21 protein-coding genes are annotated in these 21,168 nt (G+C 41.6%); 6 read left to right on the top strand and 15 right to left on the bottom strand.

The window, feature by feature from the left end:
- Positions 1 to 52: 52 nt before the first annotated feature.
- Both A7967_RS00550 and acs read right to left on the bottom strand, forming a co-directional pair.
- Positions 53 to 706 carry a response regulator transcription factor gene (locus A7967_RS00550; protein WP_054204275.1) on the bottom strand — a complete coding sequence of 218 codons (654 nt, stop codon included), beginning with the start codon at positions 704 to 706 and terminating at the stop codon, positions 53 to 55.
- Between the two features lie 97 nt (positions 707 to 803).
- Positions 804 to 2,744, bottom strand: a complete 1,941-nt coding sequence (gene acs / locus A7967_RS00545) for an acetate--CoA ligase (protein WP_054204276.1) — start codon at positions 2,742 to 2,744, stop codon at positions 804 to 806.
- Between the two features lie 298 nt (positions 2,745 to 3,042).
- Between acs and A7967_RS00540 the strand changes: the two genes are divergently transcribed.
- Both A7967_RS00540 and A7967_RS00535 read left to right on the top strand, forming a co-directional pair.
- Positions 3,043 to 4,209 carry a DcaP family trimeric outer membrane transporter gene (locus tag A7967_RS00540; protein WP_054204277.1) on the top strand — a complete coding sequence of 389 codons (1,167 nt, stop codon included), beginning with the start codon at positions 3,043 to 3,045 and terminating at the stop codon, positions 4,207 to 4,209.
- Between the two features lie 156 nt (positions 4,210 to 4,365).
- A complete protein-coding gene (locus A7967_RS00535; RefSeq protein ID WP_054204278.1) occupies positions 4,366 to 6,495 on the top strand; it encodes a TonB-dependent siderophore receptor in 2,130 nt (709 codons plus the stop codon).
- Between the two features lie 400 nt (positions 6,496 to 6,895).
- Here the strand turns inward: A7967_RS00535 and recA are convergent, their stop codons facing one another.
- Together recA and A7967_RS00525 are read right to left on the bottom strand one after the other, a co-directional pair.
- Positions 6,896 to 7,939: a recombinase RecA gene (recA, locus tag A7967_RS00530; RefSeq protein ID WP_054204279.1), complete on the bottom strand. Its 1,044-nt coding sequence runs from the start codon at positions 7,937 to 7,939 to the stop codon at positions 6,896 to 6,898.
- 65 nt (positions 7,940 to 8,004) lie between these two features.
- A complete protein-coding gene (locus tag A7967_RS00525; RefSeq protein ID WP_064435246.1) occupies positions 8,005 to 8,496 on the bottom strand; it encodes a CinA family protein in 492 nt (163 codons plus the stop codon).
- A 21-nt stretch (positions 8,497 to 8,517) separates the two neighbouring features.
- Here A7967_RS00525 and mutS point away from each other — a divergent pair, with 21 nt between their 5' ends.
- Entirely contained in the window at positions 8,518 to 11,088 is a 2,571-nt protein-coding gene (mutS, locus tag A7967_RS00520) for a DNA mismatch repair protein MutS (protein ID WP_064435245.1), read from the top strand.
- A 77-nt stretch (positions 11,089 to 11,165) separates the two neighbouring features.
- Here the strand turns inward: mutS and rpoS are convergent, their stop codons facing one another.
- The 11 genes from rpoS to A7967_RS00465 all read right to left on the bottom strand — a co-directional run bounded on the left by rpoS (position 11,166) and on the right by A7967_RS00465 (position 18,776).
- Positions 11,166 to 12,149 (bottom strand): RNA polymerase sigma factor RpoS, encoded by a 984-nt coding sequence (gene rpoS / locus A7967_RS00515; RefSeq protein WP_054204282.1) that lies wholly within the window; start codon positions 12,147 to 12,149, stop codon positions 11,166 to 11,168.
- Positions 12,150 to 12,206: 57 nt separating this feature from the next.
- Complete coding sequence (locus A7967_RS00510; RefSeq protein WP_064435244.1) at positions 12,207 to 13,031, bottom strand: peptidoglycan DD-metalloendopeptidase family protein; 825 nt, start codon at positions 13,029 to 13,031, stop codon at positions 12,207 to 12,209.
- A gap of 41 nt (positions 13,032 to 13,072) precedes the next feature.
- On the bottom strand, positions 13,073 to 13,651 hold the full coding sequence (locus tag A7967_RS00505; RefSeq protein ID WP_054204284.1) for a YqaA family protein: 579 nt from the start codon (positions 13,649 to 13,651) through the stop codon (positions 13,073 to 13,075).
- A gap of 9 nt (positions 13,652 to 13,660) precedes the next feature.
- On the bottom strand, positions 13,661 to 14,299 hold the full coding sequence (locus A7967_RS00500; protein WP_054204285.1) for a protein-L-isoaspartate(D-aspartate) O-methyltransferase: 639 nt from the start codon (positions 14,297 to 14,299) through the stop codon (positions 13,661 to 13,663).
- Positions 14,289 to 15,053: a 5'/3'-nucleotidase SurE gene (gene surE / locus A7967_RS00495; RefSeq protein ID WP_054204286.1), complete on the bottom strand. Its 765-nt coding sequence runs from the start codon at positions 15,051 to 15,053 to the stop codon at positions 14,289 to 14,291. Before surE ends, A7967_RS00500 begins: the two co-directional genes overlap by 11 nt.
- Entirely contained in the window at positions 15,034 to 16,083 is a 1,050-nt protein-coding gene (truD, locus tag A7967_RS00490; RefSeq protein WP_054204287.1) for a tRNA pseudouridine(13) synthase TruD, read from the bottom strand. Before truD ends, surE begins: the two co-directional genes overlap by 20 nt.
- Entirely contained in the window at positions 16,080 to 16,562 is a 483-nt protein-coding gene (gene ispF, locus A7967_RS00485; protein WP_064435243.1) for a 2-C-methyl-D-erythritol 2,4-cyclodiphosphate synthase, read from the bottom strand. Before ispF ends, truD begins: the two co-directional genes overlap by 4 nt.
- A complete protein-coding gene (gene ispD, locus A7967_RS00480) occupies positions 16,559 to 17,260 on the bottom strand; it encodes a 2-C-methyl-D-erythritol 4-phosphate cytidylyltransferase (protein ID WP_064435242.1) in 702 nt (233 codons plus the stop codon). The genes ispF and ispD overlap by 4 nt, the downstream gene beginning before the upstream one ends.
- On the bottom strand, positions 17,250 to 17,540 hold the full coding sequence (ftsB, locus tag A7967_RS00475; RefSeq protein ID WP_054204290.1) for a cell division protein FtsB: 291 nt from the start codon (positions 17,538 to 17,540) through the stop codon (positions 17,250 to 17,252). Before ftsB ends, ispD begins: the two co-directional genes overlap by 11 nt.
- Positions 17,541 to 17,598: 58 nt before the next feature.
- Positions 17,599 to 18,228, bottom strand: a complete 630-nt coding sequence (locus A7967_RS00470) for a hypothetical protein (protein WP_211841981.1) — start codon at positions 18,226 to 18,228, stop codon at positions 17,599 to 17,601.
- A 65-nt stretch (positions 18,229 to 18,293) separates the two neighbouring features.
- Positions 18,294 to 18,776 carry a DUF2947 domain-containing protein gene (locus A7967_RS00465; RefSeq protein WP_054204292.1) on the bottom strand — a complete coding sequence of 161 codons (483 nt, stop codon included), beginning with the start codon at positions 18,774 to 18,776 and terminating at the stop codon, positions 18,294 to 18,296.
- Positions 18,777 to 18,836: 60 nt separating this feature from the next.
- Here A7967_RS00465 and A7967_RS00460 point away from each other — a divergent pair, with 60 nt between their 5' ends.
- From A7967_RS00460 to A7967_RS00450, 3 genes are read left to right on the top strand one after another with little or no spacing between them, the layout of a single operon-like run.
- Positions 18,837 to 19,076, top strand: a complete 240-nt coding sequence (locus A7967_RS00460; RefSeq protein WP_064435241.1) for a DUF1653 domain-containing protein — start codon at positions 18,837 to 18,839, stop codon at positions 19,074 to 19,076.
- A 51-nt stretch (positions 19,077 to 19,127) separates the two neighbouring features.
- Positions 19,128 to 19,976 (top strand): AAA family ATPase, encoded by an 849-nt coding sequence (locus tag A7967_RS00455; RefSeq protein WP_064435240.1) that lies wholly within the window; start codon positions 19,128 to 19,130, stop codon positions 19,974 to 19,976.
- Between the two features lies 1 nt (position 19,977).
- Positions 19,978 to 21,165: a vWA domain-containing protein gene (locus tag A7967_RS00450; protein ID WP_054204295.1), complete on the top strand. Its 1,188-nt coding sequence runs from the start codon at positions 19,978 to 19,980 to the stop codon at positions 21,163 to 21,165.
- Positions 21,166 to 21,168 lie beyond the last annotated feature (3 nt).

Genomic DNA, 21,168 nt, shown 5'->3' with positions numbered 1-21,168 from the left:
TGAAAATGAAGAGGCTGTTCGCCTCTTTATTTTTGTTATTATTAATGTGTACTTATTGTGCAGGTTCAATCGGTTCTAGTTGTAATTTTGCTGCAATCAATACCGCTTGCGTACGGTTATAAACGCCTAGTTTTCTGAAAATTGCAGTAATGTGGGCTTTTACTGTCGCTTCTGAAATATGAAGTTCGTAGGCAATTTGCTTATTCAGTAAACCTTCGTGTAGATATTGTAATACTTTGTACTGCTGGGGCGTTAACGACGCAACTTGCGCTGCGATCTCTTTATCTTCACCTTCAACGGTTGCAACTTTGTCTTTTAGTTCGAGCGGTAACCACACGTCACCATCCAAAATTTGGTTAATTGCACTGGCAATATCATCCGATGATGATGATTTAGGAATAAACCCCATTGCGCCATAACTCATGACTTTTGAAACAATATGTATATCTTCACTGCCTGATACAACTGCAATTGGTAAGCTTGGGTAGTCTTCACGAATGCGAATTAAGCCGTATAAATCGCCGCTTCCTGGCATATGTAGGTCAAGTAGTAAGATGTCTAAATCTTCTTGTTCGCTAAGTACCTGCAAAGTGCTATCAAAACTATCTGATTCAAAAACGTCTAAATCATCAAACTTTGAACTTAATGCTCCTTTTAGTGCTTCACGAAATAACGGGTGGTCATCCGCTATTAAAAACTGACTCATGGTTCACTCCTAATAAATTCGGCTGCTATCTATCAAGTAGACAACAGCCGATATACTACGTTTAGAATCAACTTCTAATCAAGTTTTTAACGCAAATTTAACGATTTAATCGGTTCTCGATTAATTCATCAACAACGCCCGGATCTGCAAGTGTTGAGGTATCACCAAGTTGTTGATGCTCATTTGCAGCGATCTTACGTAAAATACGACGCATAATCTTACCTGAACGCGTTTTAGGTAGACCAGGTGACCATTGAATCATATCTGGCGATGCAATTGGGCTTAGCTCTTTACGCACCCAGTTACGCACCTCTTTGGTCAGTTCATCGCTAACAGTAACGCCTTCGTTTGGCGTGAGATATACATAAATACCTTGGCCTTTAATATCATGCGGGTAACCAACAACAGCAGCCTCTGCAACTGCGGCATGGGCAACTAACGCGCTTTCTATCTCTGCTGTACCTAGGCGATGTCCTGATACATTTAGCACGTCATCAACGCGACCTGTGATCCAGTAGTAACCGTCTTCATCACGACGACAACCGTCACCGGTAAAGTACACACCCGGATACGCTGAGAAATACGTTTGTTCAAAGCGCTCATGGTCGCCATAAACGGTACGAGCCTGTGATGGCCAGCTATCAAGAATAACTAAATTGCCATCAGTCGCGCCCTCAAGTGTATTACCTTCGGCATCAAATAATGCTGGGGCGATACCAAAGAATGGACGCGTTGCAGAACCCGGTTTCATGTCAATCGCACCTGGTAATGGTGTGATCATGATGCCGCCGGTTTCAGTTTGCCACCAAGTGTCAACAATCGGACAATTACTCTTACCAATACTTTCGTAATACCATGTCCATGCTTCTGGGTTAATTGGCTCACCAACAGAACCAAGAATACGTAAAGTATCGCGATTTGATGTGGCTGTAGGTTCATCGCCTTTAGCCATCAATGCACGAATTGCCGTAGGTGCAGTATATAAAATTGTTACACCATGCTTATCAACGACTTCACCCATACGGCCAGCTGTTGGGTAAGTAGGCACACCTTCAAACAATACTTGCGTACAACCGTTTACTAATGGCCCGTAAGCAATATAGCTATGGCCGGTGATCCAGCCTACATCAGCGCTACACCAAAAAACATCATCTTCTTTTAAATCAAATACGTATTCGTGGGTCATCGATGAATAAACTAAGTAACCACCGGTGGTATGAACCACGCCTTTTGGTTGCCCTGTAGAACCCGACGTGTAAAGAATAAAGAGCGGGTCTTCTGCGTTCATAGGCTCTGGCGCGCACACTGCAGGTACATCAGCAACTAAGTCATGCCACCAAACATCATGTTCATTCCACTGCACTTCCCCACCAGTAAGCTGATGCACGACGACGTGCTCGATTGTCGTCACTGATGGTTGTGAAACGGCTTCATCTACGTTTGCTTTAAGCGGTACGGTGTTACCTGCTCGGCGGCCTTCATCAGATGTAATAACTATTTTAGCGCCAGAATCTTTAATGCGATCAGCGATGGCTGAAGGTGAAAAGCCACCAAATACCACTGAATGAATTGCACCTAAGCGCGCACATGCTTGCATTGCGTAAACCGCTTGCGGTGACATTGGCATATATATAGCGATTCGATCGCCTTTTTGTACACCTAATTTTTTTAAGCCATTGGCAAACTTAGCAACTTCATCATGCAGTTGCTGATAAGAAATATGTTCGCTTTGTGAAGGGTCATCACCTTCCCAAATGAGTGCTGTTTTATCTGCTTTAGTCGCCAAATGGCGATCTATACAGTTATATGACGCATTTAGTTCGCCATCTTCATACCATTTAATACTGATATGGCCTTTATCAAAAGAAGTATTTTTTACTTTAGTGAAAGGTGTAGACCAATCAAGGCGTTTGCCGTGTTCACCCCAGAAGCTTTCTGGGTCATCAATAGATTGCTTGTAAAGTGTATTATATTTATCGTTATCAACTAATGCTGCATTCTTGATATGTGCAGGAACTGGATAGATACTTTGTGACATAGTCGTCTCCATTTTTAATTACTTGCCATCGGCCTACCCCAAGGATCACCCAGCATCGTAGGTGAAAGTATTAGACCTTAGTTGTAGAGCCTTTTAATTGTTTATATGTACCTAAAAAGATACTAAACTATCGCACTTTTTACACCATTAATACAGTGTGTTAATAATTTGTACTTTTTATGCTCTGTAATAATGCCACCTTAGTCTAATAGACCAATAGGTAATTGAGTAAAAAGCGTACTTAATCAAAAGTGGTATTACAAAAATGCAACAAGCAGCCTCGAATAGGACATTGACTATGACAACAAAAACAACAGCATTAAAAACCCTCACCGCGACAGCCGTTCTATGCGCACTATCAGCAAGCGCGCATGCTGCAACCATTGGTAATACTGATGTAACTTACGGTGGTTATGTAAAGCTAGATGCTATGTGGAGTGACTACTCATCAGGTGTACAAGCTGGCGGAAGCATTGGTCGTGACTTTTACGTACCAGGCACGACACCTGTGGGTGCTGATGTAGATAGTGATCCAGTATTTGATATGCATGCTCGCCAATCACGCTTTTTCTTTGGTACTGCAACAACGCTAGATGACGGTAAAGAAATAAAAACTAAAATTGAAATCGATTTTATTGCATCAGCTGCCGGCGGAAATGAGCGCGTGAGTAACTCATACGCCCCGCGTGTTCGCCAAGCATTTATTACTTATGATGGTTGGTTATTTGGCCAAACATGGTCAAACTTCCAGAACGTAGGGGCATTACCTGAAACACTCGATTTTGTAGGCCCAGCAGAGGGCACTGTATTTGTTCGTCAAGCTCAAGTTAAATACACAACGGGTAGCTGGTCTTTCTCTATAGAAAACCCTGAAACCACAGTAACAATGCAAGGTGGTTCAAGAGCGTCAATTGATGATGCATCTTTACCTGATTTTACAGCTCGCTATGCGCACAAGGCAAAATGGGGTGAGATTGTGGTTGCGGGGCTTGCACGTCAACTTAGCTACAAACAAAACGGCATTGACGCAGACGAAACATCATTTGGTGTAAGCGCCTCTGGTAAAGTTAATTTTGGTAAAAACAATCTTAAATTTATGCTTACCCAAGGCCAAGGTTTAGGGCGCTATATTGGTTTAAATGTTGCTAATAGTGCGGTACTTAATGGCGATGATCTCGATGCGATTGATTCAACATCTGGTTTTATTGCTTATCAACAGCAATGGAATAACCAATGGCGTTCAACATTCTTATACTCATTCTTCTCAGCCGATAATAACTCAGATTTACTAGCGATAACTGGCGACCCAACAAAAACAAGTCAAAGCTATAGCGCTAATATTCTTTATTCTCCAGTTAAAAAGCTAACATTTGGTGCTGAGTTAAAAGTTGCCGAACGCGAACTAGAAAGCGGCTCTGATGGTGATATGGAACGCTTACAATTTTCTGTTAAATATGCATTTTAATATTATTTATTTCCTGTTACTTCCTTTTAAGCGGCTTTAGCCGCTTTTTTATTGCCAACCATACCACTCTAACTATCCACTTAAACAGAACAGGTATTGCAAATCACTATCATTTAGATTAAATTACTCGCTTCTTTGAACTATTTGGAACTTTACATGTCTGCCCCGCAATTTTTACGTTTATCTAAGTTAGCCGTACTAACCTCTTTAGCCCTCAGCAGTTACAGCCAAGCCACTGAAAATAAAGACAATGATGAGAATATTGAAAAAATCGCGGTGTATGGACAACACCACAAAAACTATATTACGGAAGATGCACAATCAGCGACCAAACTTGGCTTAACAATAAAAGAAACGCCGCAGTCTATTTCAGTGATCTCGCGCGCACTCATGGATGACTTCTCGCTTGATAATTTAAACGCAGTGTTAGAGAGTACACCTGGTGTAACCGTTGAACAAATAGAGACAGATCGTACGTATTTTAAAGCTCGTGGTTTTGAAATTACAAATTTTCAAATAAATGGTATGGGCTTGCCTCAAGATTTAGGTTCTATTCAAGGTACGCTTGATACATCAATTTTTGAAAGTATTGAGGTTGTTCGCGGTGCCAACGGTTTAATGACCGGTGCTGGTAATCCATCAGCAACTGTTAATATGGTGCTTAAAAAGCCGACTTATCAAACAAAAGTTAGCGCTTCAGCTTCTTATGGTTCGTGGAATAACAAACGTTTTGAGCTTGATGCCTCAACAGCCTTAGCGGATGACCATGCAGTACGCGTCGCATTCACTAAGCAAAAAACAGATTCATACCTAGATCGTTATGAACAAGATAAAACTATTTATTACCTAGCCTACGAAGGACAGCTAACCGATAGTACTCTTTTATCTGTTAACTACGTTAATCAAAAAAAGGATGCTGATAGTCCTCTATGGGGTGCGCTGCCACTTTATTACACTGACGGTACAGCAACAAATTATGACTCATCAACCAGCACTGCCGCTGATTGGTCATACTGGAACAATACCGCTGAACAAATATTTGTATCTATTGAGCAAAGTATTGCTGCTAGTTGGTTTATAAAAGCGAATTATGCCCATATAGAAAATGAGCAAGAGTCGGCTTTATTTTACGTATACGGCACACCAAATAAAGAAACTCAAACAGGTCTATCTGGCTTAGCAAGCAATTATAATTATAAAGATGAGCATGATATTTTTGATTTATATGCCACAGGTAAACTTGATTTATTCTCACGTGAGCATGATTTATCATTTGGCGTAAACCAAGCCGATATGAAAAAAACCGAATCATCGCTATATGATGCAAACCAGCAGCACCCTAATCCAGCACCTAGTATTGATCACTTAAATACTTGGGACGGATCAGCGCCAGTACCCACTTTAAATGCAGGCTTACGTGGTGGGGATGTAAAAAACAGACAACGCTCGGCTTATATATCAGCACGACTTAGTCTCACCGATTCATTTAACTTCTTAACAGGTATAAGCCAAGTTAACTGGCAAACTGATGGTATTTCTTATGGCGTAAATAAAGCGAAAGATAGTGAGCAAACAGTGCCTTACTTCGGTGCTGTTTATGACTTCAACGAGAGTATTTCTAGTTATGCTAGCTACACCGAAACTTTTGTGCCACAAACACAACGCGACATTAACGGTGACTACTTAGATCCAATTACAGGTAAAAGCAGTGAAGTTGGCCTAAAAGCTCAATTACTTGAAGATAATCTATTTATTACTTTGGCATACTTTGATGCCAAACAAGTAGGACTTGCTGTAGCTATTCCTAATTCATCGCCAGATGATACGCGCTTTTATGGCGCTGACGGCATTAATAGTGATGGGTTTGAAGTAGAGCTCAGCGGTAAATTGACTGACGATCTAAGTGCAAGCTTTAGCTACAGTGGCGTAAATATTGAAGGTGATGACTTAGTTAAAGATTACACCCCTGAGAATCAATTTAAGCTTGCTATTACTCATCAAGTACCAACGATTGAAGGTCTAACCTTTGGTTTAAATTACCGCTGGCAAGATGATACTAAGCGCGTACAAGTGCGTGATGCCAACAATAATGCACTCGTTACAACAAAGCAAGGCGCTTATGGGCTACTAGATTTAATGGCCACTTACGAAATTACTGATAACGTAGGGGTCACTTTAAACATTAATAATGTTACCTCTGAAAAATACATTAACAGCCTATACTGGGCGCAAGGCTATTACGGTGCACCACGTAGTTACGCCATCTCTGTAAATTGGCAACTATAATGACTAACACGCTTTTTATTTATTAAAAAGCACTAGGGCGTGTTGACCTTTGTGGATTGAAATTTGTTCAACCTAGGGGCGATTTAATCGCGGCGCGAGGTTTGTAACCTAGTGGGCTAAGTAAAAACCGAGCAACAAAGAGTCAATCGCCCCTAGGAAGAACCCTTTGGGCAGCGCATGTTTGGCATTTATACTGCGTTATCGCCTATTTATGGGGAACAACCACACGACATAGGCTCTGCCTTGCCTAAATACCAAACATACTGCTGCAAAATCAATCACGAAAGGTCAACACGCCCTAGCTCATTACTCAAAAAGTAAAAATAAAAAACCGCTAAATAATTATATTTAGCGGTTTTTTAATATTAAGCGCGGGTCAAGTCGAGCTTATTGAGTCTGTTTAAAGCTCTGCATCATCAGCTAAAAGAGCATCTTCATCGTCAGGCTTAATGGTTGCTTTTAATAGCAATAAATCACGCAACTTACCTTCAATCTCATCTGAAATCTCAGGATTCTCTTTCAAAAACTTAATTGAGTTAGATTTACCTTGGCCAACTTTACTGCCATTGTAGCTGTACCATGCACCGGCTTTTTCAACCAATTTATGTTTAACGCCTAAATCAATAAGCTCGCCGTGTTTAGAGATACCTTGGCCGTACATAATAATAAACTCAGCCTGTTTAAATGGCGGTGCAACTTTATTTTTCACCACTTTAACACGGGTTTCGTTACCAACGACTTCATCGCCCTCTTTAACAGAGCCAATACGACGAATATCTAAACGAACAGATGCGTAAAACTTAAGTGCATTACCACCTGTTGTTGTTTCAGGGTTGCCAAACATAACACCAATTTTCATACGAATTTGGTTTATAAAGATACATAACGTGTTTGAGCGTTTGATATTACCCGTTAGCTTACGTAATGCTTGTGACATTAAACGTGCTTGAAGACCCATGTGTGAGTCACCCATGTCACCTTCAATCTCAGCTTTTGGTGTAAGTGCAGCAACAGAATCGACAACGACTACATCGACAGCACTTGAGCGTACAAGCATGTCGCAAATTTCAAGTGCTTGCTCACCGGTATCTGGTTGTGAAACTAATAACTCATCAATATTAACGCCTAGTTTCTGTGCGTAAATTGGATCAAGAGCATGCTCAGCATCAACAAAGGCACATGTTTTACCTTCTTTTTGAGCTTCTGCGATAACTTGTAGTGTCAGCGTTGTTTTACCTGATGACTCAGGACCGTATATTTCAACAATACGCCCCATAGGTAAACCACCTATGCCTAACGCGATATCAATGCCTAGTGAGCCTGTTGATATTGCTTCAATGTCTAATGCCTTGTTATCACCCAATTTCATAATTGAGCCTTTACCAAATTGACGCTCAATTTGAGATAAAGCAGCGTCCAATGCTTTTTGTTTGTTATCGTTCATTTTACTCTCCAAATCCGGCTAATGCAGACAAGTATACTGTATGAAATCACAGTATCAAGCTTATTTTATAAATTTATCTTTTCAATAACACTTTTCAATGCATAAACAATAGCTTGCGACCTAACTTCGGCTCTGCCGCCCGCAAATATTTGTTGGCTAGAATACACTTTATTGCCAATTTTAATACAAAACCATACTAAACCGACCGGTTTGTCATTAGTGCCGCCACCTGGGCCTGCGACTCCTGATATAGCGACTGATATATCTGCATGTGCAGCTTTACTTGCACCTTCTGCCATTTGCAAAACAGTCTGCTCACTCACTGCACCATAGTGTGTTAATGTTTGTGCATTAACCCCCAGTAAATCTTGCTTTGCTTTATTGCTGTAAGTTACGAATGCACGGTCAATATACGCAGAGCTTCCGGGGGTATCTGTAAGCGCATAACTCACTCCGCCACCAGTACATGATTCAGCGGTAGTGATCCATAAGCATTTATCCGTTAAAATAGCACCTAATTGCGCAGCAAGTGTTTTAATCTCTTGATGTAATTCCATATTCAGCCTTTGGGTAAATACATGTCGTTTGATCTTTATGCACCACACACTATAAGTCAACAAACTCCGATGATGCAGCAGTATCTAAAAATAAAATCTGAGCATCGCGATATTCTAATGTTTTATCGGATGGGTGATTTTTATGAGCTGTTCTTTGATGACGCCAAACGTGCGGCTCAACTGCTTGATATTTCGCAAACTCATCGCGGTAAAGCTGGCGGTGATCCTATACCTATGGCCGGTGTACCTTACCACGCTGTTGAGAACTACCTTGCGCGATTAGTGCAGATGGGCGAATCGGTCGCTATTTGTGAACAAGTAGGCGATCCAGCCACTAGCAAAGGGCCTGTAGAACGAAAAGTTGTGCGAATAGTTACACCCGGCACTATTTCGGACGAAGCGCTATTACAAGAACGCCAAGATAATTTGCTCGCCAGTGTTTGGCAAAGCAAAAAAGGTGTATACGGTGTTGCTTATTTAGATATTAACTCTGGTGTGTTTAACATTGTTGAAGTAAATACCGACGAAGCATTTAGTTCAACCTTGCAACGTTTGGCGCCTGCAGAACTACTTTATAGTGAAGACTTTGCTAACTTTCATTTAATTGAGCATGTTAAAGGTGTGCGTCGTCGTCCTGAATGGGAATTCGATTTAGATACTGCACAACACTTATTATGCGATCAGTTCGGCACTAAGGATTTAGTTGGCTTTGGAGTTGATAAAGCCAAAGCGGCATTAGTTGCTGCCGGCTGCTTAATGCAATATGTAAAAGATACTCAGCGTATTACTTTACCGCATATTCGCGCCATTACTCTTGAGCATAATGAACACGCTGTTATTTTAGATGCTGCCACACGCAAAAACTTAGAGCTAACTGTTAACCTATCCGGTGGCTTTGAAAATACCCTAGCGCAAGTACTCGATAAAACCGCGACAGCCATGGGCTCACGGTTATTAAAACGTCGTATTCATACACCTATTCGTTCTAAGCTTGAACTGAATGCACGTCTTAATGCGATTAGTGCCATTATCGATGCCCAGCTCTACTGTGAGCTGCATGATTCTTTAAAGCAAATAGGTGACATTGAACGTGTTATTGCGCGCCTTGCTTTATGTACTGCCCGCCCACGCGATTTAACGCGCCTACGCAGCGCTCTACAAGCCCTTGTACCACTGCATGAGTTATTAACGGATGCCAGCGACCCGCGCATCACTCAAATCATCATGCAGTCACCTGAGTTACCAGATTTACAACATTTGCTTGAGCAAGCCGTGATTGATAATCCACCGGTACTTATTCGTGATGGTGGCGTTATTGCCCCCGGTTATAATAGTGAGTTAGACGAGTGGCGCGCGTTAAGCCAAGGCGCAACCGATGTACTTGAACAACTGGAACTGCGTGAGCGTGAACGCACAGGGATCAGCACTCTTAAAATAGGCTATAACCGTGTTCATGGTTTCTTTATCGAAGTGAGCCGCGCCAACGCCCACCTAGTACCTGCTGATTATATTCGTCGCCAAACACTTAAAAATAATGAACGTTACATCATTCCAGAGCTTAAAGAGCACGAAGACAAAGTGCTAGGTAGCCAATCAAAAGCGCTCGCACTTGAAAAACAACTTTATGAACAGTTATTTGAATTTATAGCTCCCCACATAGAACAGCTGCAAATGATGGCCGCCGCATTAGCTGATTTAGACGTGCTAAATAACCTCGCAGAGCGTGCTGTTACACTTAACTACGCCAAACCCGTACTATGCGACAATGACGATATAAGTATCAAGCAAGGCCGCCACCCTGTCGTAGAGCAAGTTATGAAAGACCCGTTTATAGCCAACCCTGTTGAACTCAATGCACAACGTAAAATGTTGATCATTACAGGGCCAAACATGGGTGGTAAATCAACTTACATGCGCCAAACTGCACTCATTGTTTTAATGGCGCACATTGGTAGTTTCGTCCCCGCTGACAGCGCACATATTGGTCATATTGATCGTATTTTCACACGTATTGGTGCCAGCGATGACCTTGCATCAGGACGCTCAACGTTTATGGTCGAAATGACCGAAACGGCGACTATTTTAAATAATGCAACAGCGCAATCATTGGTCTTAATGGACGAGATTGGACGAGGCACAAGTACCTACGATGGCTTATCTTTAGCGTATGCAACGGCTGATCATTTAGCATCAAAAATATCAGCCAAAACCTTATTTGCAACACATTACTTTGAGTTAACCGAATTAGCTGAGCAACAAGTTGGGCTCGTAAATGTTCACTTAGATGCGATTGAGCACAATGATACTATCGCGTTTATGCATACCGTGCTTGATGGCGCTGCCAGCAAAAGCTTTGGCTTACAAGTTGCTGCATTAGCTGGCGTACCGAAAGCTGTGATTAAGCAAGCTAAACAAAAGCTAAAGATGCTTGAGAATCATCAACCCGTTACCGCTGATCTTAATGTTCAGCAGGCATCGTTATTTGAAAGCGAGCCGAGTGAGGTAGAAACTCAGCTGGCTGAAATCGATTTAGATAACCTAAGCCCACGCCAAGCCCAAGACTTACTTTATAAGCTAAAAGCACTGCTTTAATATTCTGAAAGCAAAAAAAGCTGAAGAGTGACACCCTTCAGCTTTTTTAATTCTATTTACGTATGTAATAAAGCAGATTAATTGAATTGGTCAAATAAACTATCTGTACTTAAACCTTCATGCTGTAAAATATCTTTTAAACGGCGCAGCGCTTCAACTTGAATTTGTCTTACACGCTCACGAGTTAAACCAATCTCACGACCTACATCTTCAAGGGTTGATGGTTCATAACCTAACAGGCCGAAACGACGAGCAAGTACTTCGCGTTGCTTGGGGTTTAACTCACCAAGCCAATCTACAATATGCTTATTAATATCGTTATTCTGTACTTCGCCTTCTGGACCAAAGCCTTTCTCATCAGCAATAATATCCAGTAAAGCAGTATCATTCTCACCACCAATCGGGGTGTCTACTGAGGTGATTTTTTCATTTAAACGCAGCATTTTTGTTACGTCTTCAACAGGTCTATCTAAGCACTCAGCGATTTCTTCCGCTGTTGGCTCATGATCTAGCTTTTGCGTTAATTCACGTGCGGTGCGTAAATATACATTAAGTTCTTTAACAACATGGATAGGCAAACGGATGGTACGAGTTTGATTCATAATAGCGCGTTCAATCGTTTGACGGATCCACCACGTTGCGTAAGTTGAAAATCTAAATCCACGTTCAGGATCAAATTTCTCTACCGCGCGGATTAAACCTAAATTACCTTCCTCAATAAGGTCAAGTAACGCAAGACCACGATTATTATAACGGCGGGCAATTTTAACAACTAAACGTAGATTACTTTCGATCATACGTTTACGAGAAGCTTCGCAGCCTTTTAACGCTTTACGGGCAAAAAACACTTCTTCTTCAGCACTCAGTAAAGGTGAAAAACCTATCTCGCCTAAATATAGTTGGGTTGCATCTAAGTTTTTAGTTACTTCCTCTTTAGCAAATATTTCATCTTCGCTATCAACTTCTTCCAATAATGCTTTATTTGGTTCTTCAACCGCTACATCATCGAATTTATCATCAATTACGTCTTTTGATTTTTCTACTTTTGCTGTGTTACCCATGAGCGTACCCTCAAGCAAATAAGTGATTTATTGACCACTTATATATATTCCCGATAGCTAAGGCAGGTACTTTGCAGGGTTGACTGCTTGACCCCGAAAACGAATCTCAAAACGTAGAGCCGTTACTTCTGAGTCAGAGTTACCGACTTCTGCAATTTTCTGTCCTGCTTTCACATCCTGTTTTTCTTTAACTAGCAGTTTTGAATTATGTGCATAAGCACTTAGATAATCATCATTGTGTTTCAATATGATTAAATTACCGTAACCTCTTAGCGCATTCCCCGCATAAACAACCGTTCCTTTGGCTGCGGCTAAAACAGGCGAACCTTTTTTATTAGCAATTTGTAACCCTTTAAAACCATTTTCCTTAGTAGAAAAACGCTGAGTTACTTTTCCTTTAGCTGGCCAAGACCAATGTACCCTTTTATCGTACATGCTATTGGAATTGCTAACTTTTTTACTAGTCTGTTTTTGAACATACTCTCGTTGTTTTGGCTGATCAAGCTCTTTCTTTAATTTTTTGTTATTTTTTTGTGTTTCTTTTGTAGACTTTTTACTCGATCTCGTATATTTTTTCTGCTTTTTCTTTTTTACTGATGGTTTTTTAAACGTTATTATTTGCCCCGGTTGAATAATGTAAGGGGCTGGAATACGGTTGTTTTTCGCTAGGGTTCTAAAATCTTGTTTGGCACTAAACGCGATTGAATATAATGTATCGCCTTTTTCGACTGTATAGCGATCACCTGTGATATTAACCTTGCTTGTATAAGGTTTTACATTTGTATTTAAACTGCTTACAGGGGCTGGCGCTTGGCGGGATGAGCAAGCACTGAGCAAAACACTTGTAAATAAAGTAACATAGAGAATTTGTCGTTTATTCATAGTGTTTTGCCCTTAATTACCAAAAAGTGATTTTTTAATGCTTAGCGTAGTAAAATGTACGCTATCGCAACTAAAACCACGAGTCCCCAGCCAAGTACTTCAACATATTGACGTAATTTCTGCTCCATTTTAACTCCACCCCATTTCATTAAAGCAGAAACTAAAAAGAAGCGTGCGCCACGACCTACCGCAGACGCCAATAAAAATGGCAAAAACGCCATATGCAATAAACCAGCGCCAATAGTAAACACTTTATAGGGGATAGGAGAAAACCCAGCTAAAAATACAACCCAAACTCCGTAATTTTTAAACCACTCTAAAGCAACGTTAAATTTATCTTGCCATCCCATTTGCGCAATAAGCGGTTCAACAACAGGCTCAAATAACCAAAAACCAAGTAAATAGCCAAATACCCCACCAATAACTGAAGCTATAGTAGTCAGTGTAGCAAAACGCCACGCTTTGCTTGGTTGAGCAAGCGACATAGGCGCAAGCATTACATCAGGCGGTATAGGAAAAATAACTGATTCAGCAAAACTCATCCCTGCTAAATAACGCTCTGCGTGGCGATGTTTTGCCCACACTAATGCCATATCGTATAACTTAGTAAACAATTTCAAAGTAGCTTCCTATTCAATATCGCCAGGTATAAGAGGTACAAACCTCACTGGCGCAATTACATGTTGAGTAAATTTTTCGCCTTCACGCACAACCATCACTAGTTGCTGATCTTCATTACCAATAGGGGCAATCATCACACCGCCATCAGCAAGTTGATCCAATAGTGCTTGTGGCACGTGTGACGCTGCCGCAGTCACAATTATCCCTGCAAAAGGTGCTTGCGACTCCCATCCTTGCCAACCATCACCATGTTTCATGGTAACGTTATATAAATCAAGGTTCTGTAAGCGACGCTTGGCTTGCCATTGCAGCGCTTTTATACGTTCTACTGAAAATACCTTAGTAAAGGTTTTAGCCAGTATTGCTGTTTGATAACCAGAACCCGTACCTATTTCAAGAACTTTATCACGCACACCGGCTAAACGCAGCAATTCTGTCATACGTGCAACGATATAAGGCTGTGAAATTGTTTGCCCCTGACCTATAGGCAATGCTGTATTTTGATAGGCTTTATGCTTGAGTACATCGTCAATAAATACGTGACGTGGAACATCTGCAATAGCAGCCAATACGTCTTTATCTTCAACACCTTCGCGCTGTAATAACTCAGCGAGCCCATGTGCACTGCGTGTATAATTAGCTAGCACCGTTGATCTCCATTGTTTTGAGCCAATCACCTACCGCTGCTAAACTATCTTTTGCGGTCATATCTACACTTAAAGGTGTGACTGATGCGTAACCATTATTGATAGCAAAAAAGTCGGTGCCAACTCCAGCATCACTTTCGGCCCCTAACACACCATACCAATAGATATCGCGTCCCCAAGGGTCTTGTTGCTTGGTCATAGTTTCAGCTTTGTGGCGTGCGCCTAAGCGCGTTACCTGCACACCTTTTAGTTCACTTAATGGAATATCGGGCACATTAATATTAATGATCTGATCTTTAGGAAGGGGGTGCGATGCAAGCTCTTTAATTATACTGACCGTAACTGCCGCTGCCGTTTCAAAATGATTGCCCTCTTTAGAGCATAATGAGACTGCCACCGCAGGCAAACCTAAATGACGCCCTTCAGTTGCCGCCGCAACAGTGCCTGAATACAAGGTATCGTCGCCTAAATTAGCACCATGGTTTATACCTGCAACAACCAAATCAGGTTTTTCATCAAGTAGTTCATTAACCCCTAAATGCACACAGTCGGTAGGAGTTCCATTGACAGAAATAAACCCATTTTCTAGTGCTGTTGCACGTAATGGGTTCATCAACGTTAATGAGTTACTTGCTCCACTGCAATTACGGTCAGGCGCAACAAGTGTCACATCGGCAATTTGTGACAGCGCATGATAAAGCACCGCAATCCCTTTAGCATTTACGCCATCATCATTACTTAGCAGAATTTTCATTGGAAGCGTCCTTCTCTTTATGTACGCGTGGACTGGCGTCTGTGTAATCCACCAGCTCACGTAATAATGCCGTTGCAAAAGTCCCTTTTGGTAAACCAAAGCTCAATTTAATGGTGGTTTCATCAACCGTTTCAACCGCTAAATCTTGTGGTATCAAACGCAGCATTCTGCGTTCGTTTTTAAGCCCTAATTCACCTAGCCCTTCGCACCATTCTTTATATGGTTCTAGCCATATTTTTTCTTGTTCAGTAAGGCCTTTTTCGCTAGTGCCTACCAGAGGCGCTGACATCATAATATCGCCTGAGGCGAGCCTTGCTATGTTTTCATCACTGATTGCATCTTCAAAAAAAGCATTGCTACCACTGAGCATAAATACTTCGCGGTGCATGGTTTTAGCCAAACCATGTTCAGCGACTCGCAGGTTCACTATTTGATTAAACACATACGAGCGCGCTGCAGAGATTATTAAACCACGCAGTTTTTTGTCACGGATACGCTCACCGGCAAACATTTTTTTAGCCATCACTAGGTTATGACCGTCGTGACCAAAACGTTGTTCACCGAAGTAATTGGGCACACCAGCACGTACTGCATTTATTCGACAAAGAATATCAAGCGGCTGAGTCACATTACGCAAGGTTATAGTAAATTTGTTACCTTTGTGACAACCAGTGCGAAGTTTACGGTTATGGCGTTGCTGAGAAATAATAAACAGTGATTCACTATTGAGCTCTGTAAAATCAATGTCTTTTTTAATAGGCACTGGCACGCTAAACCATTGACTACAAACACCATGGCGATCTTTCATACCTGCGTAACTTACATCGCGCGGTGAAATACCGGCTTTTTGAGCAAGCAATTTGGCAACATATTGGGTGTTTTCGCCTTTTTTAACCACTTGCAAACACACATGCTCACCGCTACCCGTAAACTCTATACCTAAGTCTTCATCAACCATAAAGTCTTCAGCAGTGGTTTTAAAATCAGCTTTTGATAATGGCGCGCCATATAGATAATTTAATTCACTCATAACGACTCTTTGCTCATGATCACGACGGCGTGACTCGATATACCTTCTTTACGCCCTTCAAAACCTAGCTTTTCCGTGGTCGTTGCTTTTACGTTTACTTGACTAAGCTCTGCGTTTAAATCTGTGGCTAAGTTTGTTCGCATAGCTTGAATATGCGGCAACATTTTTGGTGCTTGCGCAACAATGGTTACGTCTGCATTACCAAGTACATAACCTTGCTGCTTAGCTAAGTCGACAACATGGCGCAGTAAAATACGGCTATCGATATTTTCATATTCACTGGCTGTATCCGGAAAGTGCTTACCGATATCGCCCATCGCCAACGATCCTAAAATAGCATCGCACAATGCGTGGATCGCAACATCACCATCGGAATGAGCAAGAAAACCCTGTGGATACTCTATCTTTTCACCACAAATTGTTAACGGGCCTTCGCCACCAAACTTATGGACATCAAAGCCATGGCCAATTCTAATCATGATGCTTTCTCACTGTGTTGTTTTTGGAGTAAAAAATGGGCTAAATCTAAATCTTCAGGCGTGGTAATTTTAATGTTATCGCTTCGTCCAGCGATAAGTTTGACAGGCTTATTGGCCCATTCAATAGCTGATGCTTCATCGGTGATAGTTACACCTTGTTGTAATGCGCCCTCTAATGCCGCTTTTAGTTCGTGATATTTAAAAAGTTGAGGAGTCAATGCTTGCCATAAATCATCGCGCGGAACAGTCTGTTCACTGTGAGTATTACCGCGCTTAATGGTGTCTTTTACTTTACTGGCTAAAATCCCGCCTTCATTTGCATGCGTACATTGCGCGATGAGGTTTTCAATGTCATCAATAGCAACGAGTGGCCTTGCGGCATCATGCACCAATACCCAGTCTGGGGGGTTATCTGACAAAGCCAATAAACCATTGAGCACTGAATCAGCGCGCTCTTTACCGCCCACAGTCCTAATAATTTTGACATCAATAAACCCTATATTTTGATAAAAAGGGTCATTATCACTCACCGCAACGACTATCTTACTTAACTGCGTAAGCTGCGCTAATTTCGTCAGTGTGTGCTCTAAAATCGTTTTCCCTGCCAAAATAATGTATTGCTTTGGCATACTATGCTGCATACGACTTCCCACCCCTGCGGCTGGAACAATGGCAGCGATTGTTTGATTATTTTTCATTATATTGCTGGCTCGGTAAAACACGAATAAATGTCTCTGCGGGTTTAATCATCCCAAGTTCATTACGGGCACGTTCTTCAACCCCTTCTTGACCAAGCTTTAAATCTTCAATATCAGCTTTGAGCACTTTATTACGTTTAATAAGCTTGGCATTAGTATCTTGGTGAGAAATTACCGCATTTTTTAAGCGACTATAATCTTGTAAGCCATTATGACCAAACCATAAACGATACTGCACAAACAGTGCTAAACACAGCAAAGTAAATTGAAATAGTCGCATTAAACACTCCTTGATTATCTTTACCAGTACAAATTTAATGCGATTGAGGCAACTGGTATTATATTTTTTTAACGTGAACATACGGGCGTTTTAAATTACGCCAATTGATATTGCCAGCAAGCAGCATTTCTCTCAGTGATAGAGTTCGCGGTGTACAACGTTTAGCAAAATGCCATTGGTGACCACAACATGCAGCAGCCATTGTGGCTTTGCTGGGCTTAAGTAACACAACAGCTAACCCATCAAGTGAGCGCCCTGCGCAATCAAACCAACCGTGCTCATTACAATGCAGTTTATTGTCGCTTACTTGGTCGATGCTGTCTATTGCAACACGAGTATGATTATCGTTATTAACCAATAACGGCACTATTAAACCCGTTTTTTTATCTGTTTGATAAAAAGTACCATTCTTTTTTTCGTCGGGCGGGTGCGCTGTTTGTTTCTCAAGCCAGCAGCCATTTTGTGGATCTAATTGAAAAGGCACTTGGCCATTTACGATATGTGTCGCTGCGCATTCAACATAATAAGGCAGGCTTTTTAGTGTTTTTCGTAAGCGCGATTCATTGAGCTCATGCGTAAGCCGATTTATTTCTCGCGCATAAAAAGCGTTACACAGCTGTGCATAAAGCACACGCTGCGCATCTGATTGCCAAATATCACCTTGTTGATGGGGATCACTTGCAGCCAACACTTATACTCAAAAACGTTTAGTTAACTATTTTATAGCACAGTACTGACCGCATTTTAAGCTATTTACTTCGCTTGTGGCTTTGCGCCTAGTTTAGCGTCACCCGTTTCTAAAAACTGAACAACCTCGTCGCGCTTTTTGCCTAATAGCAAACTACCATCAGCTAAAAACATAAAGTTTTGCCAATTGCGCTTAAATACATCAAAACTGGTTTCGATAATATTATCGCGGGCAATACAAAAATACACCGTGGTATTTGCTTGCCAGCCTAAGTGATCAAGAATGTCTTGAGGGAGTTGATCTGCGCCTTCTTCCCATGCAGCTTCCCAATGGATAGTTTGCGTAAAGTTTTCTTCGTTGCCACACCAATCTGTTTTTTCAAAAAAATCGGGATGATCATGCTCGCGACTCACCATTGTACTCCATAAAACCGCAGCGCGCTCATGGCTCATTGGTTTTATTAAAGCAAGATCTTGCTCATTAACAGGGGCATCTTTATGGCGAAAAACCCACGCTTTTTTGTAATCATCTAACGGTATATAGTTCATAATAGTAGCAAATTAGTTAGCATTAAAAGTGCAAGCGCAAATTATACAAGAGATCAAAACATGACTACAGCAATAAAACCACATTCCCTCAAATCAGGCATATATCAACACTACAAAGGCCCTAAATACAAAGTATTTTATGTTGCCACTCATAGCGAAACGCACGAGCAGCTTGTTATTTATCAAGCCCTTTACGGCGAGTTTGGCATGTGGGCACGCCCACTGAGTATGTTTTTAGAGACCGTAGAAAAAGACGGCCAAACCATCCCCCGCTTTGCTTATCTTGGCGAGACCACTTAGATATGGCATCATGGCTAACATTATTACTGCTCAGACCAGATAGGTATTACCGTGCAATTTCATTCTACAGATAACTACATAGCAAGTAATTCGTTAAAACAAGCTGTTAATGCGGCTATTTTGCTTGAAAAGCCACTACTTATAAAAGGCGAACCCGGTACAGGTAAAACCATGCTGGCTGAAGAACTCGCTAAAAGTTTAGATACCACGCTTATTCAATGGCATATAAAATCGACCACCAAAGCACAGCAAGGTCTGTATGAGTATGATGCGGTATCGCGCCTACGCGACAGTCAATTAGGCGATGAGCGCGTTCATGATATTGGTAACTACATTGTTAAAGGTAAATTGTGGCAGGCATTTACTTATGGTGAAGAACATAACAAACGCCCGGTATTATTAATTGATGAAATAGATAAAGCCGACATCGAGTTCCCTAACGACTTATTATTAGAGCTCGATAAAATGGAGTTTCATGTTTATGAAACCGGTGAACGTGTAGTCGCTAAGCTACGCCCTATTGTGATCATCACATCAAATAACGAAAAAGAACTACCAGATGCCTTCTTACGTCGTTGTTTTTTCCACTACATTGATTTTCCATCGAGCGATGAAATGCAACAAATTGTTGATGTACACCACCCGTATGTTAAACAAGATTTAGTACGCCAAGCACTAGAAGTATTTTTTGGCCTGCGTGACGTTAATGGCATCAAGAAAAAACCCTCGACCAGCGAATTACTCGATTGGCTAAAACTTCTAATGGCAGAGGACATTGACGCTAAAACTCTGCACGATAAAACCAAGAAAGGCGGCTTAATGCCAATGTTTGGTGCGCTTTTAAAAAATGAACAAGATATTAGCTTAATTGAAAAACTTGCTTTTATGAGTCGCAGCTAAGATGTTGATTGCGTTTTTCTTCAAACTACGGGAATACCGCTTACCAGTGAGTTTGCGTGAGCTACTTGATTTAATCAACGCGCTAAAAAAAGGCGCGGTATTTGCCGACATTGACGGTTTTTATTATTTAGCCCGCACTATTATGGTTAAAGACGAAACCCATTTTGATCGCTTTGATAAAGCCTTTAGCGATTATTTTACTGGTATTGCCGATCTCGATTTATTAGAAAGTCTAAAGCAACAGCATGACTTACCTAATGATTGGCTGCGTAAAGAGTTTGAAAAACACCTGACGGATGAAGAAAAAGCGCAACTCAAAACGATGGGTGGTCTTGATGAACTCATGAAAACCCTCAAAGAGCGCCTAGAAGAACAACAAAAACGCCACGCTGGTGGCAATAAGTGGGTGGGCACAGGCGGTACATCGCCCTTTGGCGCCTATGGCTACAACCCTGAGGGCGTGCGCATAGGCCAAGACGGCAACCGTAACCGCCGCGCTGTAAAAGTGTGGGATAAACGCGAATACCGTAATTTAGACTCTGACCGTGAAATAGGCTCACGCACCATTAAACTCGCCCTTAAAAAACTACGTAAATTTGCTCGCACAGGCGCGAGTGATACGCTTGATTTAAATGAGACCATTCGCGCCACAGCTAAGCAAGGCGGCATGCTTGATGTAAAAATGGCACCAGAGCGTCATAATGCAGTAAAAGTATTAATGCTGTTTGATATTGGCGGCTCAATGGATGATTACATTCATACCTGCGAAGAGCTCTTTAGCGCCGCCCACAGCGAGTTTAAACACTTAGAGTTTTACTACTTTCATAACTGCTTATACGAACACGTTTGGCAGGATAACCAACGCCGCCATTCAAACGTTATCGACACCATGACGCTGATCAACAAGTTCACCAGCGACTATAAAGTGATATTTGTGGGGGATGCCACTATGGGCCCGTATGAAATAGCCTACCCCGGCGGCTCAGTTGAGCACTACAACGAAGAACCCGGCAGTGCATGGTTAAACCGTATCACCGATCACTTTGATAAAGTCGCATGGCTCAACCCGCAACCCGTTGAACACTGGCGTTACTATCAATCAATTGATTTTATAAAACAGTTGATGGATAACCGTATGTACCCACTGAGTTTAGATGGGATAAGTAATGCGATAAGGGAGTTGAGTTAAAAG

Source organism: Pseudoalteromonas neustonica (genome assembly GCF_001653135.1).
GTDB classification, from domain to species: Bacteria; Pseudomonadota; Gammaproteobacteria; order Enterobacterales; family Alteromonadaceae; genus Pseudoalteromonas; species Pseudoalteromonas neustonica.
The sequence above is the reverse complement of the archived record's forward strand: the minus strand, read 5'-3'. Positions and strand labels throughout refer to the sequence as shown.

Bases quoted from the DNA above. Each gene is read 5' to 3' on its own strand.
- A7967_RS00550 (WP_054204275.1), bottom strand. From the start codon at position 706: ATGAGTCAGTTTTTAATAGCGGATGACCACCCGTTATTTCGTGAAGCA.
- acs (WP_054204276.1), bottom strand. From the start codon at position 2,744: ATGTCACAAAGTATCTATCCAGTTCCTGCACATATCAAGAATGCAGCA.
- A7967_RS00540 (WP_054204277.1), top strand. From the start codon at position 3,043: ATGACAACAAAAACAACAGCATTAAAAACCCTCACCGCGACAGCCGTT.
- A7967_RS00535 (WP_054204278.1), top strand. From the start codon at position 4,366: ATGTCTGCCCCGCAATTTTTACGTTTATCTAAGTTAGCCGTACTAACC.
- recA (WP_054204279.1), bottom strand. From the start codon at position 7,939: ATGAACGATAACAAACAAAAAGCATTGGACGCTGCTTTATCTCAAATT.
- A7967_RS00525 (WP_064435246.1), bottom strand. From the start codon at position 8,496: ATGGAATTACATCAAGAGATTAAAACACTTGCTGCGCAATTAGGTGCT.
- mutS (WP_064435245.1), top strand. From the start codon at position 8,518: ATGTCGTTTGATCTTTATGCACCACACACTATAAGTCAACAAACTCCG.
- rpoS (WP_054204282.1), bottom strand. From the start codon at position 12,149: ATGGGTAACACAGCAAAAGTAGAAAAATCAAAAGACGTAATTGATGAT.
- A7967_RS00510 (WP_064435244.1), bottom strand. From the start codon at position 13,031: ATGAATAAACGACAAATTCTCTATGTTACTTTATTTACAAGTGTTTTG.
- surE (WP_054204286.1), bottom strand. From the start codon at position 15,053: ATGAAAATTCTGCTAAGTAATGATGATGGCGTAAATGCTAAAGGGATT.
- truD (WP_054204287.1), bottom strand. From the start codon at position 16,083: ATGAGTGAATTAAATTATCTATATGGCGCGCCATTATCAAAAGCTGAT.
- ispF (WP_064435243.1), bottom strand. From the start codon at position 16,562: ATGATTAGAATTGGCCATGGCTTTGATGTCCATAAGTTTGGTGGCGAA.
- ispD (WP_064435242.1), bottom strand. From the start codon at position 17,260: ATGAAAAATAATCAAACAATCGCTGCCATTGTTCCAGCCGCAGGGGTG.
- ftsB (WP_054204290.1), bottom strand. From the start codon at position 17,540: ATGCGACTATTTCAATTTACTTTGCTGTGTTTAGCACTGTTTGTGCAG.
- A7967_RS00465 (WP_054204292.1), bottom strand. From the start codon at position 18,776: ATGAACTATATACCGTTAGATGATTACAAAAAAGCGTGGGTTTTTCGC.
- A7967_RS00460 (WP_064435241.1), top strand. From the start codon at position 18,837: ATGACTACAGCAATAAAACCACATTCCCTCAAATCAGGCATATATCAA.
- A7967_RS00450 (WP_054204295.1), top strand. From the start codon at position 19,978: ATGTTGATTGCGTTTTTCTTCAAACTACGGGAATACCGCTTACCAGTG.